Here is a 13,910-nt window from a genome sequence, read left to right on the forward strand (position 1 = left end):
CCGGATCTCGGGAGCTCCATGGGAGTGGTCTGCCTCAGGCCACTCCTGAAGCTTCTACCTGTCGTGCCTGAACCGCAGTCAGTGCGATGGTGAAGACTATATCCTCAACCAGCGCACCCCGCGACAGGTCGTTAACCGGTTTTCTCAGCCCCTGCAGCATTGGCCCGACACTCACCACGTTGGCACTTCGCTGAACAGCCTTGTAGGTGGTGTTACCGGTGTTGAGGTCAGGAAACACGAACACCGTCGCCTTACCCGCCACCTTGCTGTCTGGTGCCTTGGCCCGGCCAACGCTTTCAATAGCGGCGGCATCATACTGCAATGGTCCGTCAATCAGCAGGTCCGGGCGTCTCTCGCGGGCAATCCTGGTCGCTTCCCGAACCTTGTCGACATCGGCGCCAGTCCCGGATTCTCCGGTGCTGTAACTGATCATGGCCACCACCGGCTCAATTCCGAAGGCTTCAGCAGACTCGGCGCTCTGGATGGCAATGTCTGCCAGTTCTTCAGCGCCGGGATCAGGATTGATGGCGCAATCACCGTACACCAGCACTTGTTGGGGTAGCAGCATGAAGAAGACTGAAGAGACCACTTTGGCACCTTCGTGGGTTTTGATCAGCTGCAGCGCCGGCCGCACGGTGTTAGCCGTCGTATGAATGGCGCCGGAGACCAGCCCGTCGGCTTCATCCAGGGCGACCATCATGGTGCCCAGCACCACGTTGTCCTCCAGCATGGCCTCGGCCATGTCGTGGGTCAGTCCTTTGTGTTTGCGCAGTTCCACCATCGGTGCGATGTAGCGCTCTCTGACGGATTGCGGGTCGAGTATTTCCAGATCATCCGGCAGCTCGAGTCCCTGTGAACCGGCGACAGACTGTATTTCTTGAGGATTTCCGATCAGTACACATCGTGCAAGGTTGCGCTGGTGGCAGACAATAGCAGCGTGAACCGTTCGTGGTTCACTGCCTTCCGGCAGCACAATCCGCTTATTGGCGGCCCGGGCCCGCTCAGACAACCGGTACCGGAAAGCTGGCGGCGACAATCGGCTCTGGCGGGGAACCCTCAGGTGCTCCTGTAGCCAGTCGGTATCCATGCGGGTAGCAACGGACTCCATGGCTTGCTCAATCCGTTCCGGATCATCGATCGGTATGGTGGCAGACAGACTGGCTAACATGTGGGCGGTTTCGTAGGTATTTTTAGAAGAGCTCAATACCGGCAAACCCGTGCCCAACGCGCGCCTGCACAGCTCGATAACCCGATCGTCTGGCATCAGACCACCGGTCAGCATCAGCCCGGCAAGAGGCACGCCGTTCAAAGCGGCGACGGCTGTGGTTACAACAATATCTTCCCGATCGCCCGGCGTGACCATCAAGGTACCAGGCTTCAGGGTGTCGGTCATGTTGCGAATGGAGCGTGCGCAGACTGAAACCCGCTGAACGCGCCGGGTGTGCATCTGTCCTTCATGAAGAACCTGCATTTCAAGTTCTCGGGCGACGTCGGAAACCCGGGGTGCCTGAAGATTTGGTTGCCAGGGAATCTGACCCAGCAGGTGGAACCGCTTGGAGCGGAAAACTTTACAGGATTCCCGGTAGTCGATGATGGGGCTCTGATGACCGGATTGGTGGTCCAGTGCAATACCGGTTTTTTCCGGCTCACCGACTTTGTTCAGAATGACGGCGATTACATCCGGGTCGGAAGGCGCCGCAAATAGCCGCGCTGAAAAATCCAGTTCTTCATCAATCTGACTCGCGGTGCAGGCCCTGGGGGTGCTCACCAGAATCACTTCCGAGCCCAGATTGCGAGCCACTTCGACGTTCAACCGGGCAATATAGGCCTCGCTCCGGTCGGGTACCAAGCCTTCGATAATCACGACGTCGAAATCTTTCGCGACCTTCTGGTACTCGCCCACGATGGTTTCAAGGAGCAGGTCGCCCTTGCCTTGATTCAGCTGCTGTTGGGCGTTTTTCAGTGGAATCGGGTCGGGGGTCTGCCGGTGGCTGCGCGACCTGACAAACTCGACCGACGAGTCCTTGCCGTCGTTGTGCCGCACTTCGCCTCGGTGGACAGACTGGCTGAAGGGTTTGTAGAAACCAACGCTTACTCCCTCGCGCTCAAGCGCTCGGAGCAGGCCCAGGCATACAGATGTCAGTCCTGAGTCGAGAGAGGTGGGAGCTATAAAGAGACTCTTTGCCATAATAGGTTCCGGTTTCATCCTTGGAGGTTCAATTTGCATTGGCAAGCCGGCTGGCTTCCCTCGCGATGACCAATTCTTCATCGGTTGGTATCACTAGCACCGGAAATCGGGAATCAGCGTCACCGATATGACCTTCGCTGAACTGGCCGTGATGGGCATTCAGGTCTGCGTCAAGACCAATGCCCAGAAGGCTCAGATGCTGAATGGTCTGGGCCCGGATCCGAGCACTGTTTTCGCCGATGCCGCCGGTAAACACAAGTGCGTCAAGCCGGTTGAGCGACGCCATCATGGCACCAAAGTATTTGGCCAGGCGATAGCAGAATACGTCGATAGCCAGTTCCGAGGGTTCATGGCCATGGTCAGCCAGCTCACACAGCGAACGCATGTCGTTGGTCTGACCAGAAAGCCCAAGCAAACCGCTCTCCTGGTTGAGTACCCGGTGCGCCTGGCTGGCATTGACGCCACGGCTGGCCAGATAGTCGAACAGGCCGGGATCAACGTCACCGCTACGGGTTCCCATGACCAGGCCTTCAAGGGGCGTCAGCCCCATGCTGGTATCTTTGCTGATTCCGTCTTCGATCGCGGTAATGCTGCAGCCGTTGCCGAGATGGGCGGAAATGATCGACGTGGTTGCCGGGGTTTTGTTGAGACGACGGGCAGTCTCCAGAACCATGAAGTAATGACTGGTGCCGTGAAAGCCGTAGCGGCGGACCCCCCAGTCCCGGTAGTAACGCTCTGGCAGAGCATACAGATAGGCCTTTGGTGGTAGAGTCTGGTGGAAGGCTGTGTCAAACACGGCAACCTGCGGGCAGTCAGGAAACAGCTTTCGGGTCGCCTGTATGCCGATCAGGTTGACTGGATTGTGCAGTGGCGCCAAGGCGGCGCAGGTCTCGATGGCTTTAACAGCCTTATCATCGATCAGAACGGCTTCCCGGAACGACTCGCCGCCGTGCACAACCCGATGGCCGATTGAAACTGGCTTGCCGCCCATCAAGTTGCGGTCTTCAAATGCCTGGACCAGAGCCTGCAGGGCCTGCTCATGGCATGCGTTTTCGGGGAGTTGGACCGGGGCCTGATCTCCGGATATTCGGGCGCTGGCGTCAGATTGATTGAGACGTTCTGCCAATGCCGATGCTTTCTTGTGATGATTGCTGTCGAAAAGTGCGAGCTTGATCGAGGAGCTGCCGCAGTTTACGACCAGTATTGTTTCGTCCATGCCTAGTGCCGTGGTGGTGGTTCAGAGGGTTGCCCGGTGGTTGGTTTCAAGCCAGTGCATGAAATCCTGTTCGGGTAGGGGGCGACTGTAGAAGTAGCCCTGGGAATAGTCGCAGCCTTCGTTCTTGAGAAAATGGCTCTGCGCTTCCTGCTCGACGCCTTCTGCGATGACAGTCAGGCCGAGACTGTGGGCCATATTGATGATAGCGCGCACCAGCGATGCGTCGCCACTCTCATTCAACACGTCCTGAATGAAGGACTTGTCAATTTTAAGGGTATCAAACGGATAGCTTTTCAGATAGCTGAGGGCAGAGTAGCCGGTGCCGAAGTCGTCAACCGACAGCCGTATACCACTGCGGTCCAGTTGTCTCAGGATATCTGCGGTTTCAATGCTGTTATCAAGAATCAGCCGCTCGGTGATTTCAAGTTCCAGAGACTCGGGCCGCAGCCCGCTGGTGTTGAGTGCGCGCATGACAGCATCGGTAAAGCCTGGGTCACGGAACTGCCGGGGTGAGACATTAACGGCGATCGAGAGGTTGTCGAGGCCGGTCACAGCATGCCAGGTCATCGCCGCCTGACAGGCCTCACGGATGACCCATTCGCCAATCGGAATGATCAGTCCGGTTTCCTCAGCAAGCGGAATAAATCGGTCTGGCATCACCAGACCCATGGCCGGGTTGTTCCAGCGGAGCAGGGCCTCGGCACCGATCAAACGACCGGACGCGGTCTCTATAATAGGTTGATAAAAAAGCTCGAACTCGCCCAACTCTAGCGCCTTACGCATGTGGGACTCCATTTGCAGGCGCTCATGGGACACTTCCGTCATTTCCGGAGTGAACCGGGCATAGGCGCTTTTGCCCTTATGTTTGGCCTCATACATTGCTGCGTCCGCGTGTTGGAGCAAGGTGCCGCTGTTATCTGAATCAGCCGGGAAAGTGGCGATGCCGATACTGGTGCTTACAAACACTTCCTGGCCGTTAAGCATGAAGGCGACCGAGAACGTCTTCAGGATGCGCTCTGCAACCTGGCACGAAGCCTCGGGCCCGGTCAGCCCGGGCAGAATGACCAGAAATTCGTCGCCACCGAGCCGGGCCACTGTGCTGGTGCCGCGCAAACAGCTGGAAATACGGCGCGCTGCCTCCACAAGAAGGTTGTCGCCGGCATCGTGGCCGAGGGTATCGTTGATGTGCTTGAAATTGTCGAGGTCCAGGAACATCACCCCGACCTGGGAGCTTTCCCGCCGGGCCTGGGCCAGCGCAAGTTTCAGACGGTCAAGAGCCAGCATTCTGTTGGGTAGACCAGTAAGAATGTCGTAGTTGGCCTGGCGCAGCAGTTGTTGCTCGTAGCGCTTCCGGATACTGATGTCTTCGCCCAGTATCAGAAAGCCGGTGGTCTCACCGTTGTTGGCCCGGATCGGTGTCACCACGAGTTGTTCCCAATACCGCTCACCATTACGGCGGACGCTGTTCACTTCGCCCTGCCATACGCCCACGCGCTGTACCTGCAGCCTGATAGATTGCCACAGGTGCCTGGCCTCCTGGAGATCCATGCTGTTCTCAATCAGGGTGGACGGGTGCTTGCCAATAATGTCATCGGTACTGTGACCGGTCAGTTGGCTGAATTTACGATTGGCATATTCGATGCGCCATTGGCGATCGCAGATCAAAACGGATGAGGGGCTCTGATCAATGGCTTTGGAAAATTTGAGGATGTCTGCAGCATCTCGCTCTCGACGCGCCACATCCTGGTTGAGGCGTTCCCGCATCTCGTTGATGGCATCGGTGACCATGCCCAGCTCATCCTTGCTGTTGGTTGCGGTGTCTGGACGATCGAGCACCAACGGTCTAGACAAAGTGCCCAATGACAAGTCTTTCGTGTAATCCGCCATGGCGGTGAGGTGTCGGGTGACGAGATGCTGGAATATCCAGAGAATGAGCACGGACACAAAGAACACGGTAAGAAACTGAGTCGCTAAAATCACGCCAACCTTCCTGCGCAGGTCTGCGTATACTCTGTCGAGATCGGCGGTAATGACCAGTTCCCCAAGCTGGTACTCCGTGCCATCGTGCTGGACCAGCTTGAACCTATGGGACAAGGTGTCTGCGTGCCGGGGGATTTCTCCCATGACCAGTTCTGAGTCCGGCTCGATTCTGAGTCGCAGGTGGGTGATGTCGGGCAGGCTCAGAATACCTTCCATTTGAGTCTGAAGCAGTTTCTGATCCAGCGCCCACAGGCTTCTGGCCAGACTGGAAGAATAACCCGATTCGATGACCTGCATTCGTTCTTCAATCAGAGAAAGGTCTTTGCGGTAATCGGAGTAGATCTGCACTCCGGCGGCAAGCAATGTGAAGGCCGTACTAAATAGAAGGATCCATGCCAGGAGCCTGAAAGACAACGGCGAGGTCGCGCGAATACGCCTGAATCGTGTCGTAATTTCTGGCATGTTGCGAACTTCGCCATCACATTGGAGATTGGACATAAGGGGCGCAAATTTGAGTTCTAAGCCTAGTGACGACTATAGCAGTTGTTTATTGCGAATGCGCTGCAAATGCAGGAAACGCTGGAACAAATCTGGAGAGCAAGTCTCAGTTTTTGGCGGAGTTTCGACGAAGTAAAGCGGTTGTTTGCCTTTGATTCAGATCAATACGCCAAAACTTTCGGAAGCGTAATCTAAGCGCAATCAGGTTTCAGAATCATTGGGAGAAATGATCATGTATATGGACGCTGTTGTTATCGCTGGGATTGTAACTGTATTGCTGGTAATTGGATTCTTTGTCGGTGTTGGTATATTCGTTATGAAAGACCAGAAGGCTCATGGCAAGGGGCAAACCAAAGAGCACCACAAGGAGCAGGGTGGCTGAAACAAAAAATCTGGATCAACCAGTTAAAAAAATGGCGTCCCCTAGGGGGTTCGAACCCCTGTTGCCGCCGTGAAAGGGCGGAGTCCTAGGCCACTAGACGAAGGGGACGCAACGTTTTCAACAACTTGCCTCGTCGAGGTGGCGCGTATATTAAGTAAGGGTCCGATCGCTGTCAACATTTTTCTGAAAAAAATTACCCAGTCACACTTTCTTCCAATGCCGCCCTCAGTTCGGGGAACTTGAATTCGAAGCCTTCGTTCTGTAGCCGCATCGGAACCGCTTTTTGTCCCGTCAGCAACAGTGTGGCCATCTCTCCGAGTGCCAGCTTCAAGATGGGCGCAGGTGCAGGGAATAAGGTTGGTCGGTGCAAAACTTTGCCAAGGGTGCGGGTGAATTCGCGATTGGTTGCCGGGTTGGGACTCACCATATTGTATGCCCCATGAGCGCGATCGTACTCGAGCATCCAGATCAGGCCCGCGACTACGTCATTCCTGTGTACCCACGGCATAAACTGATGTCCAGATCCTAATCGGCCGCCCAGACCCAGTCGGAAGGGCAAAATCATTCTCTGTAGAAATCCACCTGCCCTGCCGGCGACGACGCCCGTGCGCGACAGGCATACTCGAACACCATCCTGCTCCAGAACCAGGGCTTCCTGTTCCCAGTCATGGCAAAGTTCATGGGTGAACTCTGCGTTGGGCTGGGTGTCTTCGGTAACAAGGTGATCACGTTGATCCCCATAAAAACCAACCGCCGATCCCGACACCAGAACCTCGGGTAAATTCTGCCAACTCTTGATAGTTGCAACCAGGCGGCGAGTGACCCCGATCCGACTGTCGCGAAGCGCTTGCTTTCGGGCCTCTGTCCACCGTTTGTCGGCGATGCCTTCGCCGGCGAGGTTGATGACGGCGTGAAACCCCGGGTGTCCTTCAAGGTTTTTCAGATCAGCCGTTACTTCAACTCGCCCACACAGTGCTCGCACCGTGTCGGCCCCTTGTCTGCTGAGAACCGTTAGCGAGTAACCTTTGCTGATCAGATCCCGGCAAAGCACCGTGCCGATGAACCCGGTGCCGCCTGTAATAAGTACCCGCTTATCCATGTTCTTCTCCTTTTGATCGCAGGATTGTTCAGGCAATGGTACCCGCCAGTTCCTGCATTACGACGTCCCGGATTGCATCACCCAACTGTGGGTTCTGGCCAATCGGATCGGCCAGTTTGATGCTGACACCGTGTTGGTTCTCCAGCTCTTCGATCATGGCCGGCACATCTTTTCGCAAGTGCCGGCCAGCTGCCAGAAACAGTGGCACTATAGTAAAATTCAGGGTGCCGGTTTCTTTTCCCTGACTAACGATGGTCTCAAGCGAAGGCTCCGCGAGTTCCATATAGGCTATCGCTGAGTGTTCAACCGAGTGCAGAGTTGGCGCAGCCAGTCGCTCGAAGGTCTCACACCAGCGTCGGTCGCTGCTGCCATGCGCGAGCAGAATGATTTGATGTGAAGTGGTCATGGTATCTCCTGGATGATCAATTAGAGAAACTCTGTCGTACCCGAATGATGTTGCGTTTACATCCGCTGATTCAAATGTAACAGGGAGTTGGTAAATGTTCGATTGGAAAGAGCTTCTGGATTTCTGGTTCGGTGAATTGAACGAGCTCGGATTGCCAGACTGGGATCACCGAAACCGCTGGTTTCGCTCCGACCGCATGTTTGATCAGGAAATCCGGCGACGCTTTATGTCATTGGTGTTATTCGCCTCTGAGCAAGGTATGGATCATTGGCGAAAGGATTCGGGCGGCGCTTTGGCAGAGATCCTGTTGTTAGACCAGTTTAGTCGAAACATCTTCAGAGGCGTCGCGCTGGCGTTTGATAACGATTCTCTGGCCCGTAAGTTGTGCCGGCGGGCGATGGAAAAAGGCCAGGATATGGCGCTGCCTGCAATCCAGAGAGCGTTTGTTTATATGCCGTTGCAGCACTCGGAGCGACGCGAGGATCAGAAGCTGTCGGTGGAGTGCTATCAGCAGCTGGTGGCGGGCGCCGATGGCATGCTCGCAAAGTTCCTCGAAAGCTTTTTGGAATCAGCTCTGAATCATCAGGAGATTATCAGCAGGTTTGGCCGGTTCCCCCACAGGAACAAAGCACTTGGCCGGCCATCAACGGAGCAGGAGCGAGGCTACCTCAAGGGTGGACGACGTTTTGGTCAGTAAGATGGCATGGCAGCACACACGGAAATATTTTATAAATTTGTTGACGGCCGATGTGTTATCAGTAGAATACGCCGTCGTTGAGAGGCAACGCCCTGGCTCAACACCTGCGGGAATAGCTCAGTTGGTAGAGCACAACCTTGCCAAGGTTGGGGTCGCGAGTTCGAGTCTCGTTTCCCGCTCCAGATTTAAGAAAAAACCCGACCACCGAGTCGGGTTTTTTGTGCCCGGTTTATAATTTCTCCCCCATGTGCGCTTGCTCGTCAGTTATACTCGACATCCTCCATTTACATCCGACGCATTGAAGGTTTGTATTATGCGCGTCCATTCCCTCTTCCTCTACCCGGTCAAATCTTTGGCGGGTGTTGAGGTGTCAGTCATTGACCTGGATGATTTCGGCCCTGTCGGTGACCGGCGCTGGATGTTGGTAAATGACCAGGGAGAATTCGTTACTCAGCGGAAATTGCCCGCGCTTGCCAGAATTGGCACAGGGATCGATGAGCGTGGCGTATCGGTTCACATTCCTGGCGAGGGACGTTTCCATCTGGCACCGGGCCATGAAGAGCTGTCTGTGCTGGTCTGGCGGGATTGGATGAATAGCTTGATCGGACCAAAACAGGCCAGTGCCGCCGTCAGCCGATTCTGTGAGCGAAGCCTCCGCTTTGTCTATATGCCTGACGACACGTTCAGGCGTGTAGATCCTGCTCGTGTTGTGGATCAAAAACGAGTCGGCTTTGCCGATGGCTTTCCGTTTTTATTCGCCAATCAGGCCTCGCTGGATGAGCTCAACAGCAGGCTAAAGCATCCGGTGAATATGCGACACTTTCGTCCAAATATTGTTATTTCGGGCGCTGAGCCCTGGTCCGAGGACCATTGGCAGTATCTGACCATCGGGCAGGCCCGCTTCAAAGCGGTCAAGCCATGCTCCCGATGTGTGATAACCACGATGGATCCTGATACGGGTACCAAAGATCCCGGTACAGAGCCCCTAAGAACCCTTTCGACCTACAGAAAAACACAAGATGGTGTAATTTTCGGCCAAAACGCTGTTCATCAGGACGGGGACCACTTGTCCGTCGGCGATGCCGTTATTATTTGCCCACAGGAGTCATGATCAAAGTGCCTTTGTTAACACTTGAAAAAATATCCCTCGCTTTCGGTATGCATCCACTGCTTGATGGCGCCACGCTGATGATCGATCCGGGGGAGCGGGTGTGCTTGCTGGGGCGCAATGGTGAGGGCAAGTCGACCTTGCTCAAGATTGTCAGTGGTGAGGTAACACCTGATGGCGGCGTGGTTCGCCTGGAGGAGGGCTCGGTGTTATCCGTTTTGCCCCAGAGCCTGCCCTCGGATGATCCTCGTACCGCGTACGACGTTGTTGCCTCCGCGTTCCCCGAGACCGGTGCCGTACTGGCAGAATTTCATCGGCTGTCCCAGCAGGCGGACGAGGCCAGTATGGACGCAATGATGAAGGCTCAGGAGCGAATCGAAACGCTCGATGGATGGCGCCTTGATCAGAAAGTCACCACCATTCTTGGCCAGTACGGCATTGAACCTGACCGCACTCTGAACACCCTGTCTGGCGGATGGCAGCGCCGGGTTCTGCTGGCCAAAGCGCTGGTTGCCGAGCCGGACATCCTGCTGTTGGACGAGCCTACCAACCATCTTGATGTGCCGGCCATTGCCTGGCTGGAAGAAGCACTTGCGCAATTCCGCGGTGCGATGTTGTTTGTCAGTCACGATCGGGCGTTCATTCGACGGATGGCGACCCGGGTGGTTGAGTTGGACCGGGGGCAGTTGGTCAGCTTTTCCGCCAGTTACGATCGCTACCTGGAACTGAAGGAAAAGGCACTTGAAGACGAAGATCGCCAGAATGCGCTGTTCGATAAGCGTCTGAAACAGGAAGAAACCTGGATTCGTCAGGGTATCAAAGCCCGCCGTACTCGTAACATGGGTCGGGTTCGCTCCCTGAAAGCCATGCGTGAAGAGCACCGCCAACGCCGTGTGCGGGGCGGTACGGCGAACTTCTCCGTTGAAGAAGCCGCAAAATCCGGAAAACTGGTCGCCGAAGCCCGCAACGCGGGTTTTGCCTATCCGGACGGCCACCGGGTGGTGCAGGGCATGAATCTCACCATTATCCGGGGTGATAAAATCGGCCTGGTGGGTGAAAACGGAACCGGTAAAACCACTCTGGTCCGGTTGTTGTTAGGCGAGTTGCAGCCGACGGAAGGTGATATTCGTCTTGGCACCAATCTGAAGGTGGCGTATTTCGACCAGCTCAGAGGCGAGCTGGATCTCGAACGCAACGCCCTGGATAACCTGGCGGAGGGTCGCGAGTTCATCGATATCAATGGCCAGAGCAAGCATGTTCTTGGGTATTTGCAGGAATTTCTGTTTACCCCGGAACGTTCTCGGTCTCCCGTGCGTGTGTTCTCTGGCGGCGAGCGCGCGCGCCTGTTGCTGGCCAAGCTGTTCAGCAAACCGGCGAATATTCTGGTGCTGGATGAGCCCACCAACGATCTTGATGTGGAAACGCTGGAATTGCTGGAAGAGCAGTTGGCGGATTTCAAAGGCACCGTGATCGTGATCAGTCACGACCGGGAGTTTCTGGACAACGTGGTTACTGAGACCATCTTCCTGGATGGATCCGGGAACGTTCAGGAGCATGTGGGCGGCTACACCGACTGGCGTCGGCAAGGGGGCAGATTTCCGGCTGAGGTCTCAGGTAGTCGGCCTGACAAGCAGGACAAGCGTGATAAAACCAACCCTGCCGCTAAGCAAGCGGCACCGCTTGCGGAGACTGTGGTGCAGTCCGCAAAACAAAAAACCACCAGATTGAGCTACAAGCTTAAACTGGAGCTGGATCAGTTGCCCGGCCAGATCGAGGCGCTGGAACAAGAGGTTGCAGACCTTCAGGCAGCCGTCGCTGCCCCGGACTTTTATTCAGGCCCAGCGGATGAAGTATCAGCCACTCTCGAACGGATGTCGGAAACGGAGTCCCGGCTGGAATCGGTCATTGAACGGTGGATGGAGCTGGAAGAACAGGCGAATCAATGAACATTAATTACAAATTCAAGTTTCAGGATGGTCGCACCATTGATTTCAAGGTAACCGGAGAGCCCGCCAGGCCTCCGGTTGCTGAAATGCCAGCATGGGCCAAGTTGGAGCATTGCCAGTGCTCCAACTGCCCGTTGAAATCAGGGGAGGTGACCTATTGCCCGGCCGCGATCGAAATCTTGCCGGTCGTCGAAGAGTTTCAGGCTGAAGACGCGTACCAGAAAGTAGATGTGGTGGTGACGGATGAGCGGCGTTCGTACTCCAAGGAGACCACGCTGGAAGAGGCACTTCGATCTTTGCTCGGATTGAAGATGGCAACCAGTGGTTGCCCGGTGCTGGCGGAGCTCAAACCGATGGCTCTTCACCATTTGCCGTTTGCCAACAGCGATGAGTTTGTGATGCGCAGCGTAGGCTATTATTTGTTACAACAGCTGTTTGCAAAACGCAGCCAGGAGCCGGCGGATTGGGATCTCAAGGGCCTGGTGGAGCGCAATCAAAGACTGCAGTTGGTCAATCAGGCGCTTTGGCAGAGGATTCACGCGGTCTGTCGTGGTGACAGCAATCTGAAGGCCTTATTGAACTTTTTTTCAATGGCGTCCAGTGTCAGTGTATCGCTGGAGAGTCAGCTCAGGAAGTTGCAGGCAAGAATGGAAGGGGAGGCTTGAGCCTCCCCTTCATGCGCGACGTCGGTATTTGGTGAGCGGTTAGTGGATGCGAATCGCCAGTACGTCACATTCGGTTCCGTGCAGAACGCCGTTTGCGGTAGAGCCCAGAAGGAGCTGGAAGCCTTTTCGGCCGTGGCTACCCACGATCACCAGATCCACCCCCTGATCTTTCACCAGGCGATGGATTTCTGACTCCGGACGACCAACAGTCACAATCTGGTGGCTCTTTGGCACACCGTACTGATCACCATACTTGGACAGTTGTTCCCGGGCCGCTTTGTCCAGTTGATCTTGCAGTTCTGTCAGGTCCATCGGAATATCGCCGCCGTAGGCGTAACCCACCGGCTCAACCACGTGCACCAGCAGCAGCTCGGCACCGTAGGCATCACAAATCGCTTTCGCTTTGTTGAGAACTTGGGGGGCTTCTTCTGTCAGGTCGATGGCAACCAGCATTTTTGTGTAAGTGGACATTCAGTCACTCCTTTGCGCATTTGATAAGGGCAGTATCAACAGTCTATATCAAAAAGTGTAGCGGGATTCTGACAGGCATCAACCGGTAGCTAGGTTCCAGGAGGGCGGGGAGCCTGCCTGGCAGAGGGTCAGGCGTTACTTTGGAGTAGTTCGATGGTGGTGGTTAATCCGCCAATGATGCCTTTCGAATAACGATCGATCACGAAACTCACGTTGTTCTCGTTGTAGTTAATGTAAGAGCTACGGATAAATAGCCATTTAGAGCTTACATCGTCAATCGCCGCTTTCAATTCGCCGGCCGCGTTACCGGCCTGAAGTTTCGCGAGCAGGTCATCAAATTCAAGAGCCTGTTGGTCCAATGGTGCCTCGTCGGAGGAGCCTTGAAAGGTCTGTGCAACGGATGAGTGAGTGCGAGCAGAGTATCTTGACATCATCTGAGCCATGACGACTGCTGCGGACCGTGCAGACTCAATACGGGCGTTCGCCTGGGCGCCACTATTTTCCTGGGCCACGCCGTACAATTCGGTGGCAAGATCGTTCAATTCCACTGCGTTATTTGCCAGATCGGCCATCAATCGCAGGTCGGGATATCCGCGGTCCCGCACTTCGTTGATGTTGCCGCGCATAAGGTCTTTGAACTGGTCAAATTCCTGATTGAGGCTTTCAATCTGTTGTTCGGTCAGCACACCGCTGATGCTGGTGATGACCGAGTTCATGGCATCGTTGGAAGCGTTGATGCTGCTGACAATGCGGTTTAATGCCACGGTATCGCCACTGGCGCTAAATGCGTAGAACGAATCAAGTGCCAAAAAATTATTTATCCGGAAATCGTGCAGGTCAGAGAGAAATTCTGCTCCGGTATCCTGAGCCTTGGCGCCAAACGCGGTCAGGGAGAGAAGTAGCAGTGCCGCAAGCAGTGACTGAATGCGCAGGCGAGTGTCTTTCATCGGATGAGTCCCCGTAATGCTGTTTATTATTGTGGACTAAAGTCGCATTTCGAAGTTAAAGTAACTTGGTCGGCTAATCAAGCAGTTTCCGGCTCTTACAGGCTGTACCTCCTATTTTCTGCCGGTTTCATCAAGAAACAAATTGACAAATGCTCCATTTTTTTTCATCGTGTGCCCTCACGATTCAAACGACTGTATGAATTTTGGATCGGAAAGATCGGGCAGTGACCGAAATCTCGCTGCACAAGCAACCCGGTTGACGAGTTGTCGTCGAGTGGTTGCCAGCAGTTCAAACACAGACTGGAGA

General features: G+C 55.1%; 12 protein-coding genes and 2 tRNA genes. 6 read left to right on the forward strand and 8 right to left on the reverse strand.

Annotated features, from left to right (window positions below; all coding sequences use genetic code 11):
- Window positions 1-34: 34 nt before the first annotated feature.
- From pta to C7H08_RS04930, 3 genes are read right to left on the reverse strand one after another with little or no spacing between them, the layout of a single operon-like run.
- Complete coding sequence (pta, locus tag C7H08_RS04920; RefSeq protein ID WP_106670650.1) at window positions 35-2,188, reverse strand: phosphate acetyltransferase; 2,154 nt, start codon at window positions 2,186-2,188, stop codon at window positions 35-37.
- A gap of 28 nt (window positions 2,189-2,216) precedes the next feature.
- A complete protein-coding gene (locus C7H08_RS04925) occupies window positions 2,217-3,404 on the reverse strand; it encodes an acetate/propionate family kinase (protein WP_106670651.1) in 1,188 nt (395 codons plus the stop codon).
- A 21-nt stretch (window positions 3,405-3,425) separates the two neighbouring features.
- Entirely contained in the window at window positions 3,426-5,846 is a 2,421-nt protein-coding gene (locus tag C7H08_RS04930) for a bifunctional diguanylate cyclase/phosphodiesterase (RefSeq protein WP_188445284.1), read from the reverse strand.
- Between the two features lie 268 nt (window positions 5,847-6,114).
- Here C7H08_RS04930 and ccoM point away from each other — a divergent pair, with 268 nt between their 5' ends.
- A complete protein-coding gene (gene ccoM / locus C7H08_RS18165; protein ID WP_165793932.1) occupies window positions 6,115-6,264 on the forward strand; it encodes a cytochrome c oxidase subunit CcoM in 150 nt (49 codons plus the stop codon).
- A gap of 32 nt (window positions 6,265-6,296) precedes the next feature.
- On the opposite strand, the gene C7H08_RS04935 is transcribed toward ccoM, so the two are convergent.
- From C7H08_RS04935 to C7H08_RS04945, 3 genes are all read right to left on the reverse strand, one after another.
- Window positions 6,297-6,372, reverse strand: a tRNA-Glu gene (locus tag C7H08_RS04935).
- 85 nt (window positions 6,373-6,457) lie between these two features.
- The gene (locus C7H08_RS04940; RefSeq protein ID WP_106670653.1) at window positions 6,458-7,363 is read right to left on the reverse strand and encodes a TIGR01777 family oxidoreductase; all 906 of its coding nucleotides are present in this window, start codon (window positions 7,361-7,363) and stop codon (window positions 6,458-6,460) included.
- A gap of 28 nt (window positions 7,364-7,391) precedes the next feature.
- A complete protein-coding gene (locus tag C7H08_RS04945; protein ID WP_341476607.1) occupies window positions 7,392-7,865 on the reverse strand; it encodes a sirohydrochlorin chelatase in 474 nt (157 codons plus the stop codon).
- On the opposite strand from C7H08_RS04945, the gene C7H08_RS04950 reads away from it, so the two are divergent.
- The 5 genes from C7H08_RS04950 to C7H08_RS04970 all read left to right on the forward strand — a co-directional run bounded on the left by C7H08_RS04950 (window position 7,864) and on the right by C7H08_RS04970 (window position 12,185).
- Complete coding sequence (locus C7H08_RS04950) at window positions 7,864-8,466, forward strand: DUF924 family protein (protein ID WP_106670655.1); 603 nt, start codon at window positions 7,864-7,866, stop codon at window positions 8,464-8,466. The two genes, C7H08_RS04945 and C7H08_RS04950, sit on opposite strands and share 2 nt — an antisense overlap.
- A gap of 106 nt (window positions 8,467-8,572) precedes the next feature.
- Window positions 8,573-8,648, forward strand: a tRNA-Gly gene (locus tag C7H08_RS04955).
- A gap of 71 nt (window positions 8,649-8,719) precedes the next feature.
- A complete protein-coding gene (locus C7H08_RS04960) occupies window positions 8,720-9,577 on the forward strand; it encodes an MOSC domain-containing protein (RefSeq protein ID WP_243411414.1) in 858 nt (285 codons plus the stop codon).
- A gap of 5 nt (window positions 9,578-9,582) precedes the next feature.
- On the forward strand, window positions 9,583-11,520 hold the full coding sequence (gene abc-f / locus C7H08_RS04965; protein WP_106670722.1) for a ribosomal protection-like ABC-F family protein: 1,938 nt from the start codon (window positions 9,583-9,585) through the stop codon (window positions 11,518-11,520).
- Window positions 11,517-12,185: a DUF6901 family protein gene (locus tag C7H08_RS04970; protein ID WP_106670657.1), complete on the forward strand. Its 669-nt coding sequence runs from the start codon at window positions 11,517-11,519 to the stop codon at window positions 12,183-12,185. The genes abc-f and C7H08_RS04970 overlap by 4 nt, the downstream gene beginning before the upstream one ends.
- Window positions 12,186-12,224: 39 nt before the next feature.
- Here the strand turns inward: C7H08_RS04970 and C7H08_RS04975 are convergent, their stop codons facing one another.
- Together C7H08_RS04975 and C7H08_RS04980 are read right to left on the reverse strand one after the other, a co-directional pair.
- On the reverse strand, window positions 12,225-12,656 hold the full coding sequence (locus C7H08_RS04975; protein ID WP_106670658.1) for a universal stress protein: 432 nt from the start codon (window positions 12,654-12,656) through the stop codon (window positions 12,225-12,227).
- Between the two features lie 128 nt (window positions 12,657-12,784).
- Complete coding sequence (locus tag C7H08_RS04980) at window positions 12,785-13,603, reverse strand: hypothetical protein (RefSeq protein WP_106670659.1); 819 nt, start codon at window positions 13,601-13,603, stop codon at window positions 12,785-12,787.
- Between the last annotated feature and the right edge of the window lie 307 nt (window positions 13,604-13,910).

Origin of the sequence: Marinobacter halophilus, assembly GCF_003007685.1 — a bacterium.
GTDB lineage: Bacteria > Pseudomonadota > Gammaproteobacteria > Pseudomonadales > Oleiphilaceae > Marinobacter > Marinobacter halophilus.